General features: G+C 64.0%; 20 protein-coding genes and 1 pseudogene. 7 read left to right on the plus strand and 14 right to left on the minus strand.

Translation table 11 applies throughout. The annotated features are described in order from the left end of the window. Positions 1–165 precede the first annotated feature (165 nt). The 4 genes from ABXJ56_RS15655 to mobC form a co-directional block, all read right to left on the minus strand. A complete protein-coding gene (locus ABXJ56_RS15655) occupies positions 166–3582 on the minus strand; it encodes an RHS repeat-associated core domain-containing protein (protein ID WP_354000651.1) in 3417 nt (1138 codons plus the stop codon). 336 nt (positions 3583–3918) lie between these two features. Next, positions 3919–4764 (minus strand): hypothetical protein, encoded by an 846-nt coding sequence (locus tag ABXJ56_RS15660; protein WP_354000652.1) that lies wholly within the window; start codon positions 4762–4764, stop codon positions 3919–3921. A 13-nt stretch (positions 4765–4777) separates the two neighbouring features. After that, the gene (locus ABXJ56_RS15665; RefSeq protein ID WP_354000653.1) at positions 4778–6508 is read right to left on the minus strand and encodes a relaxase/mobilization nuclease domain-containing protein; all 1731 of its coding nucleotides are present in this window, start codon (positions 6506–6508) and stop codon (positions 4778–4780) included. Then, positions 6508–6906, minus strand: coding sequence for a plasmid mobilization relaxosome protein MobC (gene mobC / locus ABXJ56_RS15670; RefSeq protein WP_354000654.1), 399 nt, complete (start codon positions 6904–6906; stop codon positions 6508–6510). The genes ABXJ56_RS15665 and mobC overlap by 1 nt, the downstream gene beginning before the upstream one ends. Positions 6907–7161: 255 nt before the next feature. On the opposite strand from mobC, the gene ABXJ56_RS15675 reads away from it, so the two are divergent. Beyond that, complete coding sequence (locus ABXJ56_RS15675) at positions 7162–7533, plus strand: hypothetical protein (RefSeq protein WP_354000655.1); 372 nt, start codon at positions 7162–7164, stop codon at positions 7531–7533. 311 nt (positions 7534–7844) lie between these two features. After that, positions 7845–8765 (plus strand): hypothetical protein, encoded by a 921-nt coding sequence (locus ABXJ56_RS15680; RefSeq protein WP_354000656.1) that lies wholly within the window; start codon positions 7845–7847, stop codon positions 8763–8765. On the opposite strand, the gene ABXJ56_RS15685 is transcribed toward ABXJ56_RS15680, so the two are convergent. The 8 genes from ABXJ56_RS15685 to ABXJ56_RS15720 form a co-directional block, all read right to left on the minus strand. Continuing rightward, the gene (locus ABXJ56_RS15685; protein WP_354000657.1) at positions 8748–9500 is read right to left on the minus strand and encodes a hypothetical protein; all 753 of its coding nucleotides are present in this window, start codon (positions 9498–9500) and stop codon (positions 8748–8750) included. The two genes, ABXJ56_RS15680 and ABXJ56_RS15685, sit on opposite strands and share 18 nt — an antisense overlap. Positions 9501–9513: 13 nt before the next feature. Next, on the minus strand, positions 9514–10167 hold the full coding sequence (locus ABXJ56_RS15690) for a helix-turn-helix domain-containing protein (protein WP_354000658.1): 654 nt from the start codon (positions 10165–10167) through the stop codon (positions 9514–9516). A gap of 261 nt (positions 10168–10428) precedes the next feature. Beyond that, positions 10429–10968, minus strand: coding sequence for a hypothetical protein (locus tag ABXJ56_RS15695; protein WP_354000659.1), 540 nt, complete (start codon positions 10966–10968; stop codon positions 10429–10431). A 91-nt stretch (positions 10969–11059) separates the two neighbouring features. Continuing rightward, positions 11060–11320 (minus strand): DUF3892 domain-containing protein, encoded by a 261-nt coding sequence (locus ABXJ56_RS15700; RefSeq protein WP_354000660.1) that lies wholly within the window; start codon positions 11318–11320, stop codon positions 11060–11062. A 77-nt stretch (positions 11321–11397) separates the two neighbouring features. Beyond that, the gene (locus ABXJ56_RS15705) at positions 11398–11553 is read right to left on the minus strand and encodes a hypothetical protein (protein ID WP_354000661.1); all 156 of its coding nucleotides are present in this window, start codon (positions 11551–11553) and stop codon (positions 11398–11400) included. A 67-nt stretch (positions 11554–11620) separates the two neighbouring features. After that, positions 11621–12637 (minus strand): ImmA/IrrE family metallo-endopeptidase, encoded by a 1017-nt coding sequence (locus tag ABXJ56_RS15710; protein ID WP_354000662.1) that lies wholly within the window; start codon positions 12635–12637, stop codon positions 11621–11623. Then, complete coding sequence (locus ABXJ56_RS15715) at positions 12634–13296, minus strand: hypothetical protein (protein ID WP_354000663.1); 663 nt, start codon at positions 13294–13296, stop codon at positions 12634–12636. The genes ABXJ56_RS15710 and ABXJ56_RS15715 overlap by 4 nt, the downstream gene beginning before the upstream one ends. A gap of 2 nt (positions 13297–13298) precedes the next feature. Then, entirely contained in the window at positions 13299–13814 is a 516-nt protein-coding gene (locus ABXJ56_RS15720; protein WP_354000664.1) for a sigma-70 family RNA polymerase sigma factor, read from the minus strand. A 343-nt stretch (positions 13815–14157) separates the two neighbouring features. Between ABXJ56_RS15720 and ABXJ56_RS15725 the strand changes: the two genes are divergently transcribed. The 5 genes and pseudogenes from ABXJ56_RS15725 to ABXJ56_RS15745 all read left to right on the plus strand — a co-directional run bounded on the left by ABXJ56_RS15725 (position 14158) and on the right by ABXJ56_RS15745 (position 17242). Next, positions 14158–14724, plus strand: a complete 567-nt coding sequence (locus ABXJ56_RS15725; RefSeq protein ID WP_354000665.1) for a recombinase family protein — start codon at positions 14158–14160, stop codon at positions 14722–14724. 150 nt (positions 14725–14874) lie between these two features. After that, complete coding sequence (locus ABXJ56_RS15730; protein ID WP_354000666.1) at positions 14875–15399, plus strand: SLATT domain-containing protein; 525 nt, start codon at positions 14875–14877, stop codon at positions 15397–15399. Beyond that, positions 15392–15853, plus strand: a pseudogene (locus tag ABXJ56_RS15735) (SMODS domain-containing nucleotidyltransferase); the annotation flags it as partial. The gene ABXJ56_RS15730 and the pseudogene ABXJ56_RS15735, both read left to right, overlap by 8 nt. 51 nt (positions 15854–15904) lie before the next feature. After that, a complete protein-coding gene (locus ABXJ56_RS15740) occupies positions 15905–16267 on the plus strand; it encodes a hypothetical protein (RefSeq protein WP_354000693.1) in 363 nt (120 codons plus the stop codon). Between the two features lie 696 nt (positions 16268–16963). Continuing rightward, positions 16964–17242: a hypothetical protein gene (locus ABXJ56_RS15745; protein WP_354000667.1), complete on the plus strand. Its 279-nt coding sequence runs from the start codon at positions 16964–16966 to the stop codon at positions 17240–17242. 137 nt (positions 17243–17379) lie between these two features. Here ABXJ56_RS15745 and ABXJ56_RS15750 read toward each other — a convergent pair whose 3' ends face one another. Both ABXJ56_RS15750 and manA read right to left on the minus strand, forming a co-directional pair. Next, positions 17380–20985 (minus strand): hypothetical protein, encoded by a 3606-nt coding sequence (locus ABXJ56_RS15750; protein ID WP_354000668.1) that lies wholly within the window; start codon positions 20983–20985, stop codon positions 17380–17382. Positions 20986–21787: 802 nt separating this feature from the next. Further along, on the minus strand, positions 21788–22945 hold the full coding sequence (gene manA / locus ABXJ56_RS15755; protein ID WP_354000669.1) for a mannose-6-phosphate isomerase, class I: 1158 nt from the start codon (positions 22943–22945) through the stop codon (positions 21788–21790). Positions 22946–23054 lie beyond the last annotated feature (109 nt).

Genomic DNA, 23054 nt, shown 5'->3' on the forward strand with positions numbered 1-23054 from the left:
CGAAGGCGCCGCCAACGAAGAGACCTGCGCAGGCAAGCATCCCGGCTACCGAGCCTCCCTCAGATGAAGAAAAGGCGACGAGGACTGCCATCGCGACACCTAGTGCCGCGACCACAGCGCCACCGACGAGCCAAACCCGATAGAACCGAGAAGCTTCAATGGCCATCAGTAGCCGAACCCTTGAACGATCACGTCAGTCACGACACCTCCAACTGCCCCGGCGATGAAACCAGTCAGAGCACCAAACACGCACCCCGCGCCCGCTCCAGGAGGACCGACAGGTGAACCTATGATTGCCCCCACCACGCAGCCACCTGCGGCAGTGCCGAGACCAGTTGCCAATCCGAAGACCGCGGTCCGCACGACGCTGTACAAGCCGCTCGGGTCAGATCGGTTAGTCGGGTTGCATGCAGCGTATCCGTAGGGGTTCGTCTCTTGTCCGCTGGGATCCATCTGGGTGAATCGACCGAGTGAGGTGTCGTAGTAACGGGCGCCGAGCTTGTATAGGCCGGAGCTGTCTAGCTCACCACCGATGTAGCGAAGAATGTTGCCGGTGACGGCGGAGTTGGTGTCGGTGCTGCGGGGTTCTCCGTACGGCGAATAGGAGTATCCGCCGAGATAGGCGCCAGTATCGGAGAAGATACCGACGACGGAACCGAGATGGTCTGTGGCGTAGTAACTGGCCGACGTGCTGCGGCTGCCGATCGCGGAGCCATCGGGGGTTCGGGTGTAAACGGTGTCGTTTGCTTTGATGAGGCCGAGTGCTCCGGTCTCATATGTGGTGTTTCCGGACGTGCGGCGGTCGTTATTACCCACCCCCAAGTATGTCTGGGGGGTTTCGCCGATAGATGCTGCTTGGAGACGGTCGTTGTACGCGATGTTTTGGCCGCCCAGGCCCTTTTGCGTCTGCTGGCCCGCGCCGTCGTAGCTCCATGTCATGGACTGGCCCGTCGCAGAGGTGATCTGGTTCGCGTCATTGTATGTGTAGTTGATGGTGCCGGCGGTGGCCCCTGTGCTGCCGGAGCGCACTTGACGGGTTCGATTCGAGGCTCCGTCGTAGCTGTATGCCCAGGATGCGGTCACGTTGGACCCAGACTTTTCCTCCGCTTTGGTGAGGCGGTTTCTGCTGTCGTAGGTGTAGGTCGTTGCTGCGCCGTTGGTGATGCCTTGTTCGCGGTGGGCGGTGCGCACCTGAACGTTTGTCTGGTCGACGTTGGTTCCGGGGAACGCGAAACTATAAGCGATATCGACAGCGGTGGCGCCGTTGGCTCCCTTGCCGGTGATGCGGGTGGGGCGACCGGACCGGTCGCGAGCGGTGTCAACGACAGCGCCTCCCGGGTAGATGCGCTTGGTCTCGTTCCCGTTGTTGTCGTACTGCATCATGACGCAGCCAGAGCTTGGGGCGGGGTTGCCCGTAGTTGGGCAGGTACCGTTTGGTTCACGAATGCTGCTGAGTTGGTTCGCCGCGTCGTAGGTGTAGGAGGTGGTCGCGCCGAACCGGTCAGCGAAGGAGAGCATGTTGCCGACCCCGTCATAGGTGTACGTATGGATGGGGGGGGTTACCGGACTATTCGCCTTGTATTCGAGCAGGCGTCCAAGTCGGTCGTATGAGTAGGTTTTACGGTTGAAGGTACCGATACCGTCCGATTCGGACGCGATCAGACCCCCGGGGAAGTATCTCGTCGTGATCGTCGCCGATGACGGGTACTGCGTTGTCAGGACCCTATCGAGCTGGTCGTACCCGTAGGTGACGGTCTGGCCGTTCCCATCGGTCGTGCTGGTGACGCGACCCATCGAGTCGTAGGTGTACGTGGTCGCGCCCATCGGTGACGGAGGGGTGATCTTCGTCATGTTGCCAGCGGTGTCGTACGTGTAGGAGGTGGTCTTGCCTCGGCCGTCCTTCGTCGAGCAGATCTGCCCTGCGAATCCGCCGCAGACGCTGCGGTTGGCGTTGTCGTAGGTGTTCTCGAACTCTGTCTGAGAAGTGCCGCCGGTGGTGTTGGTCTGTTTGGTCAGGTTCCCTGATGCGTCGTACTGGTACTGCTTGGTGTTGCCGGCTGCGTCTGTGGAGCACTTGGGCTGGAACGCTGTTCCCGTATTCGGGGCGGAACAGTTCGCACCGATTGCATAGGCGGCGGAAGCGGCGGCGCCCGTGGGGAGCTGCGCGCGAGTCTGATTGGCATTGCCATCGTAGGTGTAGACCGTCTGATTGCCTTGTGCAAGGGCGTCCGTCGTGGTTTGCACGTCACTGTTGGCTGTCCAGGTCTGCGACCGCTTTCGGTTCAAGCCGTCATAGGTCTCGGTCACCCGCCCCTCCCCGTCGATCTTGAACTTGGATGTGTTCCCGTTCGGGTCTGTGACGACTGTCTCACCCGCGTTATAGGTGAACTGCGTCGTGACGGTCGCGGAGCTGCTGACCTGACGTATGACTTTGCTCACCCGATGCGATGCGTCGTACTCCAACGTCGTGACCGCCAGGGAGGTCGTGACATTGCTGCCGCTGGAACTGGGAGCGGTGATTGTGGAGAGCCGCCCGACGGAGTCATACGTGTAGGTGGTCGCGTCATATTGGCCCGGGAGCTTCACGGTGCGGAGGCGCCCGGACGAATCGTAGGTGTAGTCGACGGCGCGGGCGCCGGTGTCGGTCACGCGGGTGAGCCGACCAGAGGTGTAGGTGAAGTTGTAGCCCCTGCCGTTCGTGTGTGTGACGGCGGAGATGCGGTTGTCGGTATAGCTGTAGCTCTCGCCAACATTGTTCCGGTCAGTGGTCGAGGTCAGCCACCCCGTCGTTGAGAACTTCCATTTCTCGGCGGTCTTGTTTGACTCCACAACGTAGCGAGCCGTTGTCGAGTTGACGTCCTTCCTCAGCGTCAGATTCGACCCGTTCGGGGCGGTGAAGCTGCTGCCGGAAGCGGTGAATCGGAACTTGGCTCCGTTCACCGCGTAGTAGTCGACCCACGTTCCGCCGTCGATAACCCCTACGTCGCCGGCGGTGTTGTTAGATTTCCAGCCGCCACCGAGGGAACCCGACGCGGTGTCAAGCCCGTTGTAGAACCGGTCTTGCCGTAGGCCAAAACCAGGGACAGCAATCTCGGAATCGTTCGCTTTCACAACAACGTTGCCGTTAGCGAGGTTGACGCGAACCGTTGAGCGCTCCCAGAGGTTGAAGTCCTGGAACGCGAACCACGGCAGCTCGCCGAGGCCAGGCTTCGCCGGCTCCGTGCCTGCTGGCGCCGCCATCGGCGCCATCAGCTCGCCACTGCGGCTCTCCGGGCTGCCGACGCTCTCCTCGCCCTCGGGCGCGATCCCGTCGCCATCATCAGAGGTGTCGCTCTTGTCGGGCTCCTGGTCAGCGTCCACTCCGGGCGCCCAGTCCTGCGCAGGCGGGTTTGGCTCGGGGGCAGCTCCCCCCACCGCGTCCTCAGGGGGAGTCCACAGTGCCTCTTGCACCTCAGGATCAAGAACGTCTTGAGGGGCCACTGCCGACGCTGCGTTCACGGCGTTCGCTGGTGCAGTAACACCGCCAACAACGATCAGGCTGGAGACCAGGACAGCAGTGATGCAGGCACGCGCAACGCGCATTGGGGACACCCTTTCGACGCACAACTCTGTTAGCGCTCAAGCATGGGAATCTCCAACGGGGAGACGCCGACAGGGGGGTCAGCCATCGCGACGAGTCACACACAAGCACGGCACAGGAGCAGGTGTCTACCCTTTCTCGGGTTTTCCTGTGCATAGGCCATGTTTTTGCAACAGGCTCGTCCGGTTCACCGGCCAAGCTCGGCTCGCTCCACACGACTCGTGGGCGAACGGGTCGAACGCGACCTCGCGCCTGCTGACGGGGCGCCCCTGACGGCCTCGGTGGCAGGCTCGGCTTTACCGCCTAGGACCGGTCCCTCTCGCGCGCTTAGACGGCGCTCAGCGTCCCAGCTCTGAACGCTGCACGCGTGCCGCGGCCGAGCGTGCCGGCTTCGACTTCGCGGCGGTCGCGGGTGCGCCCTTGACGGCCTCAGTGGCCGGCTTCGCGTTACCGACGTCGGCGCTCATCTTCGCGCTCACGGCCTCCCTGTCAATGCCCCTCGCTCCGAGGTTGTTCGCGTCGGCTTGCCGGCGTTCTGCGGAGTCGTACTTGGGGCCGGCCTCGGATCGAGCGGACTTGGCTGCGCGCTCGTGTGACTGCGCCTCCTCACGCGCCTGGGTGCGTTCCTCGGAGCCCTCGGGGGTGTTCTCGGCGTGTTGGTCCGCGGCCTCGGCCTGACGGTCGGCACGGTCGGCTTCGCGCATCAGCAGCGCTGCTTCTGCCTCCTCGCCGGTACCACGCTGGCGTTCCGTCTCGGACTGTCGACGCAGCAGCTCGGCGTCGATGGCTGCTTGCACCGCCTGAGGGTCGCCGCCGGCCTGGGCGATGTCAATCCCGTAGCGGGTGCGCAGCTCGTCTCGCATGTGCGCCTCGGCGCGCACGGCCTCGGGGTCTTCGTTGCCCCACGCGCGTGCCGTGGCCAACGTCGTACCGATCTGCTCGGGGGTCGCGCGTTCCCACCAGTCGTTCCGGTAGACGCCGCTGAACTGGGCGCGCACGAGTTGCCGTTCGGCCTCGAACCGGGATGCCAGTTCGCGGGCTTGCTGCTGGCTCTCGGCCTGCGCTCGTCGAGATGCTTGCTCGCGCTGTCGGGCGATGATTTCGCCCACGCGGCCGGCGGCTGTCACCGCGACGCGAAGCTGCCCCTCGAACGCTTCAGAAATGCCGTCGCTTTCATCGGCCATGACGTGGCTCCTCTCATCGTTCCGGGCCATTGTCAGGCCGGAGGGTCGCAGTCGTGCGGGGGCGGGTCGGTTCGATCGTCGACGGGAGCGGCGAGGTCGTTCCCTTGCGCCGGTTCTCCTCAGCCCGGTTCATCTTGTCCAGCGCCTCACGGGTCGCCTCGTCGACGACCGCGGACATGTCGATGCGGCGCGGCGCGGTCTTCGTGTCCGCGGGCGTGGCGGCCGTCGTCGACGTCGCCGGCAGAGCTTCACGCACGCGCACCAGTCGCGCGCGGACGTCGGTCGCGATCGCTTCCGCATGACGTGCCTGTTGCGCGGCCTTCGCGGCGTCGTAGACCGCCTGGGTGAGGTTCATGAGCTGCCGCAGCATCGCGGCTTGCGCAGCGGTTCCCTGACCGCCACGGGCGGCGCTGGCAAGAAGCATCGCCGCACCCCCGGCCGACACGCGCCCCGCCTTCTCGGGTTTCGTGTGGCCGCGGTAGGTCTGCGCGGACTTCGCGAGCTCGTCGGATGCCGCGGCGAGGTCGCCGGGAATCTCCTCGACGGCGTTGGACCATGCCGCGAACGCGCCCGACGTCTGCCGCGCCACACGCGCCCACGTCTCACGTTCATCGAGCGGAACCGACCGCAGCGTCTCGCGCAGCTCCCCCAGCTCGGCGGTGTATCGATCCCACAGCTCGGGGTCAGGCTCGGCCGTCTCGCGACCCGGTGAGACGGGTCGCTGGTTGCGCTTCGCGGCGTTCCACTCGGCCGCGGCATCCATCGCACCGGTCGCACTGTCGGGCCACTCGGCGCGGAGCCTCGGGAGGGTGAGGTCACGGCCCATGTGACCACCGCCATACCAAATGGGACGCTCCCCCGGCCCGGGCTTCGCCGCCACCGAGTAACCGGTGATGACGTCGGCCTGACCGTCCGCGTAACGGGGCCGGACGACGACACCGGACCGGCGCAACCGGCGCACGAACTCAGCCTCGTTCTCGCTCGCACTCGCGCACGCGCGCACCTTCCGAGCAAGGTCGTTACGCGGCGCGTTCAGACGAATCTCTGCAGTGATGCGCGACTGCCGTTCGCGCGGGTCGAGCTGGTGCCAGGGCGTGACGTCGCCGCCGATCTTCTCGGCGTGCGCTTCGTACTTCCGCTGTGCGAACAGCGCCGAACGCTCCTCGACCTTGGCCTGTTCGGCGGGGCTGTAACCGCGCGTCGCGCGCTCGCCCTTTGACGACTCCAACAGCTCTAGGCCGTGCTTCACTTCGAGCGCTCGTGCTGCGTTCTGCGCGCGCACGTAGTCGAGGTGAGTCGACGCCTTCGTGCCGTCCTCGCGAACGAGGTTGACGGCGATGTGCACGTGGTCGTTTCCGGCCTTTGACAGGCCGTGACGAACCGCCACCCAACGGCACGGTGCCTTCGTCCCGTCGTTGTCGTCGAACCCCATCGCAGCCACGAAGTCGGTCGCGATCGCGTTCCATTCGGCGTCGGTCTTGATGCCCTCCTCCGCGCGCAGTGAGAGGGAGGCGTGCCAGACGTGACCGCCCTTGACGTCCACCCCAAGCTGCGTGTGCGGGCGGTCCAGGTGACGTGCGATCGCCAAACCACTGTCACGGCTTAGCTCGGCCTCGTCGTACCAGGCCATGAGCGCGTCATCCCCTGCGACCAGGTGCGGTTCGGTGTGCTCGTTGTGGCGACCGCCACCGACGAGATACGTCACGAGGCCCGACATGCGATCGCCCCGCGTGATGTTCGGCATCACGTCAAACTCAGTTCATCGGTCAGCTCGTCGATCCGCATTGCCGTGGCGCGGACAGCGGCGAGAGTCGCGGACGTCTCGGGGTGCAGCTCGCGAGTAGCGTTCGTCGCCTTCGCAATCTGATTCACGTTGTTCGAGATAGCCGCAAGCAGACGGTGCAGCTCGTACAGCTTCGTGATCAACGCACGCCGCTCAGACACCGTCTCCCCCGCATCCAACGCCAGCGCACTCTCCACTAGAAGACGCGGGATCGTCACACCCTGCGCGAGAGCCAGGCGCAGCAGCGCACCCTCCTCCTCAGGACTGGCCGTGACCACGTGACGCGCCACACGACCACCCGCCACATTCCCCCGACGACGACGCTGCGACGGGCGAGGCGAAGGCGTCTCATCCGACATGCTCACCCTCCCTTCGGCCCAGCGCAGCGACCCCGCCCCTGCGGGGACCACACACATCAAGTGTGTCGCACCTCACGACGCATGTCGAGCGGTCAAAGCCAGTTATGTCATATAACTGTATAGCTTGCTCCGTCAAGGGCTTCTCTCACAGCCGCTCACGGTTATCGCCGGGGGTGGTCGCGTCTTCGCCGCGACGGTTCTGCTGCAGGTGCGAGGAACGTCGGGTGGACGGCGCGCCATCCGTAGGCTGGTCGCATGGCTAAGGAACTCTCCCCAGAAGAAGCAGTCGAGCGCGCGCAGCGCGCGATGGACCACCGGCTGGCCTCCGTTCGCGAGCTGGCGATGTCGCGCCAGAACGTCGCCAACGTGCGTGCCGCGTCGGCGGCTCGTCTCGCTCAGGTCGAGCGTGAAGAGCGCGAGAAGGTCGACGCCGCCGAACGCGACGACGTACGCGCCTACAGCGCAGCGATCGACGCCGGCTGGACGTCCGCCGAGCTGCGCAAGATCGGCTTCGCCGAGGCCGGTAAGAAGCGCACACCGCGCCAGCGCCCAGCGCGTAGATCGTCGTCGAGTGCGGCCACGACCACGACGCCGGCCGACGCCGCCGAGAACGGTAGCGTCGGTTAGTCCTACAGCGGCTGACGTAACCCCCTGACCACCTGTGGACGGCCCGAGCTCCGTCCGGGCTCCACCCGCCCACAGGTGGACAGCGGGACCCCAACTGCCCGACCGCTCCGCGGCCTCGCTGGGAAGACTCCCCCCTCCCCTTCATGCGCGAACTGGCGTCACAGCCCAACGCCCCGTCGAGCGGTGAACAACGGCACGTGTCTGCGGGTGTCTCAGCTCAGCGGGCGGGTTCCCATCGCGAGCCCGATCAACTCGATCGAACAGTCATCACCCAGCGGTCTCATGTCGACAGCCGCTCGTACGCTGATGTCGTGAACAAACTCACCCCCAGCGACGCCCGCCGCCTGCGCGTCCTCTTGGCCGTCTATCAGGTTGCCCACGGCAAGACTGGAGAAGGCGTGGCCACAGACGACCTCGAGCGGCATCTTGACGGTGCCCTCGACATCGACCGGGACTCCCTCGAAGACATTCTGCAGGGCCTGTGGGATCAGCGCCTCGTCATCGGCTTTCGCGGCGGAGATGGGCTGAACACCGTGTTTCTCCAGCCACACGGCAAGGACCTCGCGATGCAGTTCGATCGCATGCGCTCGGACCCAACGTTGCGGGTTCGGGAACTTCAGGACGCGTACCTTCGGTGGCTCTACGTGCAGACAGAAGAACAAGGCCTACATCCAACCGTCAGCGACTACCTTGCGACATCGCCTGGCTTCTACGGATCGCCCTACACAGATCAAGAGCTAATGAAAGCCGGTACCCGGCTGAAGAATAACGGCTTCATCGAGGGCGAAGGTCGCTACTCGTACCCGGCGCCCGCACAGCCACAGCTCACCGCACGCGGGAGGTTAGTCATCGAGAAGAATCGGTCCGTTCACGACGAGCCGCATCAGCCAGCTCCGCAGTACTTCAACACGACGGTGCACGGCAATGCGAACGTCGCGAACGCGAGCCCTGGCTCCAACCAGGTATTCCTCGTCGACAGTGAGTGGGCCGCCAAGTCCACGGCGGTGCTCGATGCGATCGAACAAGCCCTGTCAACACTGCCCCCCGACATGAGCACAACAGCCGCAGCCCTCGTTGCGGATGCACGCCATGCGGTCGAAACCAATTCGCCCTCACGGACCAAGCGGGCGCTCACCGCGCTCGGTTCTTTCCTCGGCGATACAACTGCGGGTGCACTCGGCGGGCTTCTCAGCGCGCAAGCTATCGCGGTGACGTCACTGCTCGGCGGGTAGCTTCCCGAGCTCACGAGAACGGCGCTGTCGATTCACAACGGCCGCAAGCCTGTCCAACGCATCTGCCCCTCCCGGAACGTACGCCCAGGTCGCCGGCTTGTTCCTCGCGTGCCCCACGGCGTTCGCCACGCGCGTGAGCTCGAGCCCGTCCATCAGGTCCGTTCGGACATCCTTGGGCTGAAGCATGCTCGCCAACACGACGAGGTCACCGAGGTGCCGATCGCGGTTACCGTCGAGCGCGACCGTATACGCGGACGCTTTTCCAATGATCGCTCCAAGCAGCGTCGGTCGCGGGATCCCGCCCACGCGGTAGCCAACTTGCACATGCACGACCTCGGTGCGATTCAGCACCTTCTGCGCACCCGGCGTGGCGATCGTCCTCCCGCCGCCAGCGCCGGGCTTGTTCGAGGCAACCTCGCCCAGATGTCGAGGGATCAGCAGATCGATTACCGCCTTGCCCTTCACCCAACGGTGTTGCACCCCCTCGCTGGTCGTCTCGGCAGTGAACCCCATCCCCTGGAGAACCGCGGTCACCCGATAGTGGATATCGGGGTGTTCGCGCACATCCAGGACTGCGTCAGCGTCGTCTGTCGGACGCGCAACGAACGTCTGCCGCTCGGCGCACCACAGATGCACCAGCTGCCCGCCGACGAGCGCCCAGCCCTGAGGGCACGCCTTGTACAGATCCATCAACGCATACCAGCCCGCTTCTTGGGCCTCCGTCATGATGGGCATCGCAATCGTCCGATCAGGCACGAGCGGCATATCTCTTCAGCAGAAGCTCTGCCTGCTGCACCTCACGGGCGTCACCGTCGGCGAGGTCCGCGGCTACAACCAGCCACGGAAGCGGCACTGGCAACGGGCGATACACCTTTCGAAGAAGAACGTTCTCACGCCCGCGAGCAGGCACCAGAAGGTGGTCCGCGACGAGGTCTTCAAAGTCAGACTCCTGAACGTACCCCTCTGCGTAAACGCCAACCGAAATTCCCGAACGCGGGTCACTCTTGCCCGACGGCACGAACCTGTCATCATCGAACAGCCCTGCCGGATCAGGCGCCGACCACCGAGACCGCTCGGCACGGCGTGCCATCACGGCGCTGAGCAGGCGCGCGCAGTCATCGGAATCGAGCAGCGCATTCCACCGAACCTTGAGTCGAGACCGCTCAGACGGCGCGAGCTCGACCGCCAGATCACCTTCGACGACATCGACCAGGCCCCACGCCACGCGTTCGCTAAACGGGCGGCCCGCAGGCTTGCCCGCAGCGCCCAGACTGGCCGCATCAACCAGCCACCGCCCGCCAAGCTGCTCTCCGCGCAGAATGCCACTACGCAACATCGCACGCACCCGTTGCGGGGACACGTTCAACTGACTGGCTACGTCAGGAACACTCAACTGCGCCATGACTGAATTATTTCGCTTACGCAACAGTTCGGTCAACCCGGTCAGGACTGGCGAAGATGTTCGCTCCTCTAGATCGTCGACCAATTGTCAGGTCGTCAGGTCCGAGGCAGCCAAAGCGGACGGTGCCCACAACACTGCTTTCGCTGGCGGGACGGTGGCTGCCCTCTCTCAGCGCGAGAAGCCTTTGGGGCGTCCAGAAGCCGATCCAGAGATGAGCGCGCGGCCGTCCCCTGCCGACGGCATCATGGTGCGAGACACGGCTCAGCCCAGCCTCTCGTCTGCGAGCACGAATGGGAGGATCTTCCGGCTGAGGAGGACGGTGATCTTGGCACGTTGGGGCCCGGAGATCTCGTCCTTCTTGCGCTTGTTGAACATGTTCAGGGTGAACGCGTATCCACCATCCGTATCCCACTGATCGGGCGTGAAGGCTCCCTCGTCGTTGAGGTACTCGATCATCGCCCGGGAGAAGTAGTCGCTGGTGAGGGCAACGTGCTTGTTGTCGAGGATGGCGGCACGGAGACGGAAAAGGTCGCTGTAGAGAGTCACCTGACGGTTGAGGTCGGTGCGGCCGAACTTTTGAACGCAGGTGCTGCCGATCGGGTGAAGCTGGGCGCCATTGCGCTTGTTCGTGATGGTGAACAGCAACACGAGTTCCTGTTGCCCGCAGACGCATTCCCCGCTTCCCGTGGGATCCTCCTCGAGTTCGGTGACGTCCCATTCCATGATGGCGGCGCTCCACTCGTTCGCAACGGACGCGGCGATGACGGCTCGGGTCAGTCGGCGGAAACTCTCGGTTGTCATGGGGTGCCTCTCTGTCCGCACTGTATCGAGCGAGAATCGGGAACGTCGACACGGGAGCTGGCGTCGACGTCCGCTCCCGCATCAGCGCTCCTCAGAGGTCGGGAAGGTCGTCCAAGTTGTTTCGGGTGGTGTTGTCACGGTCCGTGCGGAGGTACTTCCCCGTCGTACCGTTGACGACACGGATTTCGGTGCGCTGCTCGGGCCACTGCACGTAGTAGGTGTGCACGCGGGTCTCGATGTCGCGGATGGCGTCCGCCTTGGCGCGCGGCGACCAGAACTGGCCGGGGTTGCCAATGGCGGTGATATCGCCGTCACGATTCTTGCGGCTGTGGGTTACTCGTCGATCTGCCATGATTCATGCCTTCGCTTGATAAGGGTGAGATGAAGTCGGTGACGAGCGGAGCCAACGCGGGGCTGGCTCCGCTTCGATCACTTCTCGTTGCGGACGCCCTTGTGCTGGTTCGGGCTGCCGTTGAGGATGCGGCCCGTTGCGGTGTCGCGCTTGAACCAGGTCTTCCCGACCTGGAACTCGCTGCGACCCTTGACCGCTCCGACGCGGTGACCGCGTCCCGTGTTCTTCGCCATGTCCGGCTCCATCTCCGGGGCTGACGGTCAGCCCCTCACTAAGTAGTCGGAGCAGAGGGCGATTGAGTTAGCGGCAGTCCTCGCAGAGGCCGTCGACCAGCAGATGACGCTGGAAAAGCTGGAAGCAGGTGCCCCGACAGGCTTCCTCGGTCTTCGAGGTGAGATCGCAATGGCAGTTCTTGCAGACGGGGCAGAACCCCTTCCCACACGTCGGGCACGGGTAGCCGCGGAAGGTGCGGTCTTGTCCACAGCAGTAGATAGTCAGGAGAGGGCGGGTGTCGAAGTCGCGGGGTTGGATCATGTAGCCAGGGTCGACTTTCCAGATGTCGTGTCCGGCGAGGATGGCGATCACGCGGCGGTCGTCGGAGACGGCGTCCGCGTAGAAGTCCTCCGTTCGCCCCCACGAGTCCCGCCAGGTGATCCGTCGAGTCAGCGTCAATCCCGGGAGAATCTCTCGCAGCGCATGAGCGTCCTGCAGCACCTGCCCGCGCCACGGATAGACAACGGGCCACCCGTCGTCCGGGTCCGGTTGGATGCTCGCGTGATGAACCTGCCCGTCGAAGCGGTTGATGAGGACGACTGCGCCAAGTCCTTGGATACGCCGTGCAATCGCGATCGCACATGCCTGGTAACTGGCCTGGCTGTTGTCGTAGAGGTCCTGCACGTGGTGGGCCCGGACCAGGTCGGTTCCGACCACCTCTGTTGTGAGTGCTTCGGGTAGCAGAAGTCGCTGAGCGATCTGGTCACATACTGTTTCCAGCAGGGCCGGCGGATCGGACTGGTCGGCAATCCAATCGAAGAGACCGTGGTCACGCTCGACAATCCAATGGCCCAGTTCGTGGGCAAGGGTGAAGTTCTGTCGGCGACTGTTCGGCGTCGGCGCGTACAGGATCACACCGTCGTCGAGGAATGACATCCCATCGCAGAAGCCGCCATCGTCCCGACTGCTGGACAATGAGTCGACCGGACGCACCGTCAGCCCGAGCTGATTCGTGAGTGCATCATGCGGGTCGAGCGCGAACTGCTCGCGCGTGGGCGCGTCAAGAATTGTGATCGCCTGATGTACCCACGGCCCCAGGTTCATGACTCTTGAGTGTCCTCCACCGCGCTAACCATCGCCTCGAGCGAGTCGAGCAGCACCTCCGCGTCGGGAGCTCCTCCGCGATGCACGGCGACCAACATTCGCGACTCCAACGCAGAGGATGCAATCGCCACGGTCGTACCCTGCAGACGCGCCCACCGCTCAGCGAGGCGCTGGAACGTCGTCGACGCCACAACCGCCGCGAGCCTCGCCCGCTCTGGGTCGACTCTTGACTGTCTCCGCAGTCGATCCGGGTCGACGCCGGTTTCCTCAGCGAGCGCGGTGATGAGCGCGGGGATATGCGGCAGGCTCTTTCCGCTCTCCCACGCGAAGACATCTTTGCTTGATACATCCCAGCCTCTGGTGGTGAGCCTCGCGGCGAATGAGCTGATCGTGAAGCCCGCGCGTTTGCGTGCGCTTGCGAAGGCTTTGCTGTCCAATTCAAGGTCGGGGTCGGGAACGAGGCCGAGCATGGCGGCGACTGGATCATCTGCCAGCGGTGGCGGGGTCTGTGCGCTCGCCCAGGCCAGGTCGGCTGCAGAGGCGAGGTCGCGAAGATTGGATCCTTCGTTGGTCGTGGCGTCCGCGGCTTCGACCGCCGACCGGCCCTCGCGTGCGTCGAGGATGCGCGCGATATCGTCGTCTCTGTCTTCTGTACTCATCGTCATCCTCCTTCCTGCACCGCTGCGTTGATCTCGGACAGCACCCTCGTCGCGATCTGACTGATCCGAGCGGGTGTCACACCCAGTTCGGTCGCGACGTCACTGCGCGGGCGGTCCAACACGATGTACTGCGCGAGCACCGTGTGCGCCTGCTGATCCAGCCGAGCGATTACGGGGCGGGCTCGTGCCATTTTCTCGAGCCGGCCAAGGGCGTCATCCTCGTCCGACGGCGCCGCGCCGGGAAGGAACTCCTCGGAGAGTTCCACCCCGCGTACCATCGCGGCCGATCGGATCATGTCCAGGGCCCGCCGTTTTGCCGTCGCGACCAGCAATGCCTCCCAACTGCGAGGCATCTCGGGCGGCGGCTTCTTCATCAAGGAAACCATCGCTTCCTGCACGGCATCGGCAGCCAGATCGACATGGCCCCTTCCGCGCAATACTTCGTACGCGACTCCGTACATCGCCGCGCGGTGCTTCTGATACAGAGCCGCCCAATCTACGGATGGATCCGACTTCACGGGACCTCCGTATCTGCACTCGTTTCGCCAGATTCTGGCGAGCCCTTATCCCGTCACCTAAAAGGTAGTCGGACGACCCGGCTTCAGAGTTAGCCAGGGGCGGTCACTGTCGTAACCGAAGGCCGGTGAGGACGACGATCCAGGCACGAGCCCGCTTCAACAGAACTGTCGGCGTCGACACTCCGACCGGCTTAGGCGTCGCGCAAGCCGGTCCCCCACCGGGACACACAACCGCGCCCGCTGCGATCCCGAACAACCTCGGGAAACCGCCACACGACGATTCCCGTGAGACCCGCCCGCAAAAATGCCCGGTAAAGGGACCCCAAACGGCTACAGTCCGACCATGCTCATCGGCTATGCCCGCGTCTCCACCAACGAGCAAGATCTCACCGCGCAACTCAACGCCCTCCACGACCTCGGCGTCCAACCCGACGCCATCTACGTCGACCACGGACTCACCGGCACCAACCGAGCACGCCCCGGACTACGAGAAGCCCTCGCCGCCACCCGCGCCGGCGACGTCCTCGTCGTCACCAAACTCGACCGCCTCGCCCGCTCCCTACCCGACGCACGAGACATCGCCGACGAACTCACCCGCAAAGGCGTCTCCCTCAACCTCGGCGGCAGCGTCTACGACCCCACCGACCCCGTAGGCCGGCTCCTCTTCAACGTCCTCGGCATGGTCGCCGAGTTCGAAGCCGACCTCATCCGAGCACGAACACGCGAAGGCATGGCCGTCGCCAAAGCCAAAGGCCGCCTCCGCGGCAAGCAACCCAAGCTGTCCCCGAAGCAAGAAGCACACCTCGTCAGCCTCTACCGAGGCGGAACACACACCACAGCTGAGGTAGCCGAACTCTTCGGCGTCGCCCGATCCACCGTCTACCGCGCACTCCAACGCGCCACCACGTAGACGCGATCCTTCTGCAACGGAGTTTTGCAACGTGCCGACCAACGGGATCCCGGTGGCTCGTGGGCGTGCGCGCGAGTGATGCGAAACCGATCGGTTTCGCAACACAGGGAAAGTCCGGAGTGAGACCTCACCGCCAGATACCCTCGCGGTGTGGAAACCGACGAGAGCGCCCGACGTAAGGCGTTGCTGCGTGAACTGCTGGAAGTCGAGGACCGAGCGATGTGGAGTGCTCAGGGCCAATTCGAACAGGCGAAGGAGTGGCAGCGGCTCAACCTCTGGCTGGGGTCTCTTGCAGCGAGCTCCGCCGCGGTCTCCGGGGCGCTGGTCCTCGCGTCGTCGGGCTTCGACATCGTCGGCGGAGTACTCGCGCTATTTGCGGCGGGGGGCGGGGCAGTCCTAACTGTTGTAAACGCCTCGCAGCGCGCCACCGTGGCTAGTGCGGCGGCGAATGCTTACCTCGAGATCCAGAATGCAGCTCGCCGGGCTCGTCTGGTGGACGCACCGTGGGCGGACGTGGAGACGAGCCGACCACTCTTAGAGGGCCTGACGGAGCGCATGGACGAACAGAACCGATCAGCTGAGCCCATCTCTCCCCGCGCCTATCGTAGGGCGCGGCGCAACATCAAGGCCGGTGGACAGACAACGACTCCCAACGGGGCCGACACTGATGCCTGAGCGGACCATCGAGACAGCTTTCGAGACACTACTGACCCGAAGCATTCCAACCCCCAGTGAGCGCGCCGCAGCGGCAAAACATCGTGCCTCCGTCGAGAGATCTCTATCGCAGTTAGAGCATTATGGGCTCTGGGAGACGGGTTCTTTCAGCCACGGAACAGCCGTCCGCGGTCACTCAGATGTGGATGTCCTGGTGAGCCTGAAGGGTGCCCGACCCACAAGCTCCGACACCGCTCTCGAGCGGGTTCGGGCAGCTCTTAAACGGTCGTTCCCGTACACACCGGTACGAGTGAGCCGACCCGCTGTTGTCGTAGATTTTGCGGGCGGCGCCGAGAAGTGGGAGGTCATCCCCGGATACTTTGTGCGTTCAAGTGGGACCAAGAGTGTCTACCAGATCCCCGCCCCGAGCGGAGGATGGATGGAGAGCGCACCTACCGTGCACCTCGCATACGTGACGGAAGCAAACAGGTCCCCCTCCGGCGGCGCGAAGGGTCTAGCTCGCCTCATGAAGACCTGGAAGTACGCCAATCCCAGTGGTGTGAAGATGTCGTCCTTCTACCTTGAGATGCGCGCGGCGCAACGGATGGCGAAGGAAACCTCGTTCATTCCGTATCTCGATTTTCTTTACCTAGCCAACAGCCTGGTCCGAGACGGCCTGGCCGACATGATCGATCCGACCGGGGTGACAGGACGCTTCCGTCCCGCCTCAACAGAGAGATACCGCGCCTTGTCTCTCGGGGCGCTGACCGCCGACGCGAAGCGGGTCTCGGACGCTATCGAGTTAGAAAAGGCAGGAAGGCGGGCAGCCGCATTCACCAAGCTCGCCTACGTCTTCGTGGGGACGTCCTTCCCGTCGCAGTTCTATTGATCCCAGCACTTTCGGGCGACACCGGCTGATCGTTGCGGATGGGGCGGAACCCGATCGGTTTGGCACCATTCCTCGCCCGTTAGATTTACTGCTATGAGCTTCATCGACGGGCTGCGCGACGGCGCCGAGAAGCGCACTCTTCAGGCGCTTCAGAGCCACCTGCCGCCTTCTGAACGTGGGGTCGGGACCCAAGTCACCTGCCCCGCCGGCCATCTTCACGTCGGTCTTGTTCTCGACAATGATCACGGCTCCGGTGTGGTCATCCAGTGTGTCGACTGGTGGGTGTCTGACGTGCCCGCGGACTACCCGCATCAAGCAACTGCAGAGCTGAACTTCCTCCGACTAGCTGAGGGGTCCACGGATCTTGGCCAAGTGGCCTCTCTGCTTGCACTCGGCGGACCACGAAATCAACGATCCGCAGGGGGAGCGGTCCGCGCTGAGAGGCGAGGGCCGCGTGCCCTCTGGATATGGTTCTGCGTGTTGGCTGCGTTGACAGTTCTGTTGCTGGTGCTAGCCGCGAGCCTTGCTCCGTTCCATCCAGTCTCAGTGCTCTCGCTCGGGGTCGCGTGCCTGGCCGGTATCGCAACACTCGCGCTAGGGTCCGCCTATATTGCCCTTCGTCGGCCGTCGGAGGAGTAACGCGGCGGTCTGTGGCGTTCTCGCTTGCCTCACTCCTTGTAGGCGGCTACCAGTACCGTGCAGCTCGTGGTGCAGGTTTGGTCTCCGATGTCGCAACTACAGCGCTCCCCCGAGCCGGGCGTCTGGTACATCTTTGATCGCAGCAAGCGGATAGCAATCATCCGGCTCATCGAGGTGCGCGGGCGCCGACTGCTCCGATCAGAGACCTTTGATCAGAACCCCGCACAACGTCAGCTGATCGGCTACTTCCCCGAGGATGCGATGCGCCTCGCTGTGGAATGCACCTGGTCGGAGTACGTCAGACTCACCGGCCCATCGGCGAGCAACCGCATCTAGAAGACAGGTCACGTGTGTCGGGAACGTGTTCCCGTTGCACTCCGGGTGCTTTCGCTGCACTGGCCCGCGATGTCGTTGCATCGAATGCAGCGAAGGGGCATGAGGACATCCTTTCAGCGGTGACGAATCACAACAGATCAGGAGTCACCCAAACCTTCAGCAGTCCCGGTTTGGCCTCGAGCTGCAAGAAACTCCGTCGCCGTTTCAACCTGATACCGCTCGTCGACGTAGCTTGCCGGAGTGAGGTTTCGGGTCACGAAAAGCGTGCGTAGGTGAAACTGCTCGCCGTCAGGCAGGTGGCCGAGTCCGAGACGCGTCGCAATGCTCGCCACGTGTGGCGCTAGTTCACTCTCCTTGCGGGCGAGCTGCGTGCTATAGCAGGGCTTGGTCCGGCGATCTCCGACCTGGTCCCGGAAGAAGGAGCGCAGTTGGCGTGCCGTCTCAGCGAATCCGTGAACCGACGCGGGGTCCTTGGCCTCGATCAGCCAGATGGTGCTGTCGCCAGGGCGTCCGCACACGAGGTCAACTTCGGTAGTGAGAATGGGCACGCCGAGTCGCGCGTGGTCGCTGGGCTTTATGCGGGCGACCGTGGTGTACCCGAGTTGCTCTAGCCGGTCTTGAAGGAACCTCTCGAATCGAATGTTGCGCCGCGCGCGGCGGTCCGCAAGCGCGTCGGTGACAAGCTGCGGAACGTCCCCCGCCCAGGGGAGAACTCCCTGGAGCAGGTGTCGGTAGTAGACCTGGAAGGACGTCAGCAAGTACTGCGGGCTGACAATGAGTCGTCCGTCCGAGTCTTGCGCCAGCGGTTGCACGAGGAGCCGGTGACGCCGTGTACGCGTTTGCCAGGGCTTCCAATCCGCGGCTTGCATTTGGACGGCCGTGCTCGTGAGCATCCCGATAGCGGCTTCAACACGCGTTCTCTGCGACTCATCCGCGCCCGGGCCTAGCGCGTCACAGACCCATACTGTTGCCTCGGCCGCGGTGACGTGCGCGGTCGTCCTACCTGGCTCGAAGGTCTCCCACTTTGCGAGCGCGGCGAGGGTGGAGAGCACGTCCTGCGACGTCGCCCCCCATGCCCGCTGGAAAGCGCCCTCGACGTTGTCTTCTTCGTTCGCCTGTAAAAGCGAATCGTCATCGTCAGCGCCATACAGCCGAACGCTCGCGGCCGCACGGCTCAACTCGTCGTTTCGCAGACCCCACGCCGATGCGTCGGGATGCGGATCATCGTCGACGGCAAGCTCGTACATCGGGCTGAGGTTGATGACTGCAGGCGCGACTTGGTGATACATCCGCTCGCTCAGGGTAGTCGCGGTGAGGTATGCGTCTGCGGCAGCAAGAAGACCGCTCCACGCCTGAGGAGTGACGGGCTTCTCATGCGCCGACGCGTCCAGGATGCGCAAGGCGGCTTCCACCACGATTTCGTTGCATTGACGAAGCTGAAGTGTCTCCGCCGAAAGCTCGGCGGTGCGGGCGAGCGGATCCCACTCGGTCGAGAGGTTCGCTGCGACTCGGGACAGATCGTCTTGCTGATGAATAGCGCTGTCCATTACTCTCGCCAGCTGCTCCATTCCCGTCAACACCACCTCGCTCACGTCGTGGCTCTTGATTCCTTCCATCAGCGTTTCGAGAGCAAGGGGCGCAAGATGTTCGCGGATAAGTCGATTCGCGTCCTCCGCTCGGTACTCTCCAGGTTCGACGCCGACACCGTGGAGTCGGCGCCCCAAAGCCGCGACCATGCGACTCTCGTCAGAGGGTCGTAGACGCCACGGATCAGGCAGGTGATTGAGAGTGGTCCGCGCCTGCTTCATCTCCAGGATGAGAAAGGGATTCGCTGTGCGCCACTGGTCGCGGAGCGCCGCCGCCACTTCGATATCCACGCCTCCCGCGCGGAGCAGGTCGAACACTGCGTCCCCTGTTAGGAGATTCGCCGCGTGCGGATCTCCATTCGCCGAATCTGCGAACCCCTCGACATCGATGCGCCACAAGAAGTTGACTGGTTCATCGATGGCACGCGCGTGCGAGTCAAGATACGGCGCGACCACGCTGGATGATTCGCCCAAGACCGTTTCCGATGTGGCGAGATAGAGAACGTATCCTGGCACATCGATCGCCTGGTGCGCGGAACGCCATAGATCACCAAGCCCAGCAAAGCCGTAGATTAACCCGCCGCATAAGTCGAAGATGAACCGACGGTGGTCGGCAGACAGTTCCTCCGGGCTCGCCCGAGCCACGGCAACGGGGGGTTCGGTGAGAACGAGGGACCACCCGTCAACACCCGGCGCGGTGACAACGCCGCGGGCGGCATCGTAGGTGGAGTCACCTGCGATCATTGCGACGTTTGCGACGGGTCCCGGGGCGACCTCTGCTGCTCGGAGGTCTCGAATCGGGGGAAGCCCAACCTTGAGAAGCGCCACTTCGAGATCCGATAGCTCTACCGCTCGATCCCACTCGGCCTCGCCCGCATGCGCTTCAAAGTAGACGGCAGTAGGTACCACGCCACCCTTGAAGAACGACTTGCCATTGGCCTTCCATGGCTCCCAGTAGTTAATCGTCTCCCACCCAAAACTCTCCGGGAAATCGGGAGCGCTCAGATCCCGCGCGAATGCGTAGAGATCATCGTTGGACGTGGCCGACTCCGCGATCCAAGTCAGGTCTTCGAGCGCGAGGTTTGCTTCGCCGACCGCCTGGGGCACAGCGATGTGGCCGGCCGCGGCGAACACTGTCAGCGGAATGACCTCCGCGCCCGATCTGATGGTTCCTCGTCGCCCGCCCGCCATCCGCACCGGCACGGGGCCGGCCTGCGACCTCACCTGTTTTGCCAGTTCCACTGAGCCGATGTAGGGCGGCGGCGTAGCCCCGAGGTCGGGGAGGTAGATGACCGAAACGGCGATGAAGGTGGACGGGTTCACCGGCACCAGCCACTGAACGTCGATCCCTCGAAGCGGGATGACGGAGCCTTCGCTGGTGGGTGGGGGCTCGATCAGTTCGTGCGAAAAGCGCCACAGGGCCTGGCGGATTTGGTTCAGGCAAGAACTCCGGAGTGCGCGTCGCGCGTGCGCGTCCCGGTCGAGCACGGATACCAGTTCGTGCACGGCATGAGCCATGATCTCCGGGATGAACAGTGGCGGCACCCATCGAAATCCGCCCGCTGAGTCACCAAAGCGAAGGAACCTCCCGAACGGACTGGACGGGCTCTCAACATCGAACGCAGCCCCACCCGCGGAATTTGTCATCCATTCCAACGCCCGCTTATCGGCCTCATCGAGTTCGATGTGGTCTAAGGGGTCCAGGTTGAGGAAGGCACGCGTCGCTTCGTACTCAGCATCCGGCAATGAAACTTCGTCGCTGAGCTCGAGGTCCGGGACTGGCACCCACGCGTCCGCAAGTTGGCGGACACAGAGATCGCCGTACCTCATCGCCACGTTGACCACGTTCGCGATACCGAATCGAAGTCGCCTGTGGAGCCGACCGTCTACCACCTCGGCCATTCTGAGCGCACGCGTAAGGTCGGCGACCGGCCGTTCGGTGAGACCAGGAACCGCACGTAGCGGCTGGGAGCCGACGGCCAGGAAGGCTGTGCGGGTCGGATCGGTGGGTATGAAGTCTTCACGTGCCGGGCCGATCCCATAGGTGGTAGCCGCTAAATCGGACAGTGCTTGGATCGACGGCAGCGGCCGGTACTCGTTTGATACCGGAGCGGCGGAGGCTCTTAGTGCGGCCGCGAAGCTGCTTCCCAAGGTCACCGATCGATGCCTGTTGCCCGGGGACGTGGCGGCGGCAAATATCAACGTCCAGAGCTCGTCCGGATCGTACGCTGAAAAGGCCCGTTCGAGTGCGTCTGGCTCCCGTTGCGTGGCGCTCAACGCACGCGGTTGAGATCGAGGCCGCGTGTTTCTGCGAGATGTTCTGCTCTTCCCCACGCAAGCATTCAAGCGTAGGTCGGCGACACCACAGCCCCTCGCTGTGCGTTGAAGACGTTGTCTGCAACTCATCCGGCCGAGGATCATCAAGCTCGAAAGACAGCAACTTCGGCCACGGATGCCGGCTGGACAATGGCAGAGCTTAAGTCGTTCGGGCTCCAGCCCGAACCGAAGCAGCCGCGCCGACCGCGAACGAAGCGCACCTCGGCTCCGGCATCGTCCGACTCGAATGGTCACGACGAGTAACCCCCTGACCACCTGTGGACGGCTCCAGCTACCTACGGGCTGGACCCGACCACAGGTGGACAGCGGGACCCTAATCGACCGCCCACACACGTGCGTAGGGGTAAACGCCTCCAGCCAAGCTAAGGACGTGTTGCCCTACGTCGGTGCAACAATCAGAACTCAGCTCAAGGCATGGAGTGGTTTGGTCCGACGAGATTCACCGGATCAGAAGGACTCGCGGTGTGCTCGCCTACTTCACACCGCAAGCCGACAACGGCGGCCCCAATGGGCGCTCACCGTATCCGGTGGGCGCCCAGTGTCACACCAACCAGCCCAGCGCCTCATCGGACGACGCGCGCTCAGATTGCAGCCGCCCACGGGACCAGAGGGCCAAGTGCCCTCACCTGCTGGCGAGGAAGAGCGTTCCGTCACCCTCGATCCGGAGATCCGCGGGGTGCGTGACAAGCACGGCTTGCCCGCTATCTAGGTGAGCGGCGTTCTGGTCAGCATGCACCGAGAACGAGCCCGCAACCACCAGGCCAATCGCTGGGGAAGCGGTCCTTAGGGAACCAGGTCCCGAGATGTCGTAGAGCTGAAACTCCACTTGCCCACCCGTGGTCGTGGTCGGCGGCCGGTAGGACCGTATGCCATCGGATACCGATGTAGAGGCAAGAAGCGGGGGCACAATGTCAGAGAAGTCGAGGACTCGGCTGAGCTCATCCCGATCAACATGCTTCGACGTTAGGCCGCCACGGAGGACGTTGTCACTTGGGCCCATCAGCTCGACACCTACACCGCGCAGATAGGCGTGTATGTTGCCGGCCGGCAACCAGAGGGCGTCGCCTTTAGCGAGCGTGACGTGATTGAGCATCAATGCAACTGCCACCCCCGGATCTTCCGGGTACTTGGCAGCTAGCCGCCCCTGCAGCTCCCACCGATCGTCCTCGACTGTCGAAGCCACTACGACAATCTGAGCGACGATCGACCGCACGGTGGGACCGTTAGCGAGCAGCCACTCGAACACTCCGCGAAGGCCTCCAGCGTTGCCAGCCAACCGCGCCTCCCACTCCAGAAACGGAGCCGCGTCCGGTGCCAGTTGAGCCAGCTCGAGCACGGCCGCGCGAGTCTCGGTGAGCGGGCGGAATCCGCATAGCGCCTCAAACCCGTCCTTCAAGGCGACAATCAGTTCGGGCTTAGCGGAGGAATCCTTATAGCTGCGTTCACGCGCATCTAGCGGAACCCCAGCTGCGTTCTCGCGAGCAAATCCCACGGCCGCTTGTGACGGCGTGGGGTGCGCCTGCAACGAAAGAGGCGAGGCCGCTGCCAGTACCTTTAGCAGGAACGGAACCGGGCCATGCCCGTCGCGCTCCCACTCCGCGAGATCGGCGTAGGCGGCGTCAACCGTCAGAATACGACTCGGCAGAGAAGGATGGGCTCCCAGCCAAAGCTCCGCTTCAATCGCTTCGGTGAAGGGGCGACCCAGCGCCATCGATATACCGCCGACGCTTCCCCAGTCGTAGTCGCGGACGTCGCCGGCGATCTCAAGCAACTGTGTCATTCGTGTTCTTCCTTCTTTCAGGCCCGGTCGCCCCCGAGTCGTTGCTCATCCATCTCTTTGGCAGGAGATCGCAGCGGATGTCCCACCAGGGATGCCTCGCCGCGCGATG

The organism is Microbacterium aurantiacum (assembly GCF_040532595.1).
GTDB classification, from domain to species: Bacteria; Actinomycetota; Actinomycetes; order Actinomycetales; family Microbacteriaceae; genus Microbacterium; species Microbacterium chocolatum_B.

Coding starts and splice junctions, on each gene's coding strand:
- ABXJ56_RS15655 (WP_354000651.1), bottom strand. CDS start 3,582: ATGCGCGTTGCGCGTGCCTGCATCACTGCTGTCCTGGTCTCCAGCCTG.
- ABXJ56_RS15660 (WP_354000652.1), bottom strand. CDS start 4,764: ATGGCCGATGAAAGCGACGGCATTTCTGAAGCGTTCGAGGGGCAGCTT.
- ABXJ56_RS15665 (WP_354000653.1), bottom strand. CDS start 6,508: ATGCCGAACATCACGCGGGGCGATCGCATGTCGGGCCTCGTGACGTAT.
- mobC (WP_354000654.1), bottom strand. CDS start 6,906: ATGTCGGATGAGACGCCTTCGCCTCGCCCGTCGCAGCGTCGTCGTCGG.
- ABXJ56_RS15675 (WP_354000655.1), top strand. CDS start 7,162: ATGGCTAAGGAACTCTCCCCAGAAGAAGCAGTCGAGCGCGCGCAGCGC.
- ABXJ56_RS15685 (WP_354000657.1), bottom strand. CDS start 9,500: ATGCCCATCATGACGGAGGCCCAAGAAGCGGGCTGGTATGCGTTGATG.
- ABXJ56_RS15690 (WP_354000658.1), bottom strand. CDS start 10,167: ATGGCGCAGTTGAGTGTTCCTGACGTAGCCAGTCAGTTGAACGTGTCC.
- ABXJ56_RS15695 (WP_354000659.1), bottom strand. CDS start 10,968: ATGACAACCGAGAGTTTCCGCCGACTGACCCGAGCCGTCATCGCCGCG.
- ABXJ56_RS15700 (WP_354000660.1), bottom strand. CDS start 11,320: ATGGCAGATCGACGAGTAACCCACAGCCGCAAGAATCGTGACGGCGAT.
- ABXJ56_RS15705 (WP_354000661.1), bottom strand. CDS start 11,553: ATGGCGAAGAACACGGGACGCGGTCACCGCGTCGGAGCGGTCAAGGGT.
- ABXJ56_RS15710 (WP_354000662.1), bottom strand. CDS start 12,637: ATGAACCTGGGGCCGTGGGTACATCAGGCGATCACAATTCTTGACGCG.
- ABXJ56_RS15715 (WP_354000663.1), bottom strand. CDS start 13,296: ATGAGTACAGAAGACAGAGACGACGATATCGCGCGCATCCTCGACGCA.
- ABXJ56_RS15725 (WP_354000665.1), top strand. CDS start 14,158: ATGCTCATCGGCTATGCCCGCGTCTCCACCAACGAGCAAGATCTCACC.
- ABXJ56_RS15740 (WP_354000693.1), top strand. CDS start 15,905: ATGAAGACCTGGAAGTACGCCAATCCCAGTGGTGTGAAGATGTCGTCC.
- manA (WP_354000669.1), bottom strand. CDS start 22,945: ATGACACAGTTGCTTGAGATCGCCGGCGACGTCCGCGACTACGACTGG.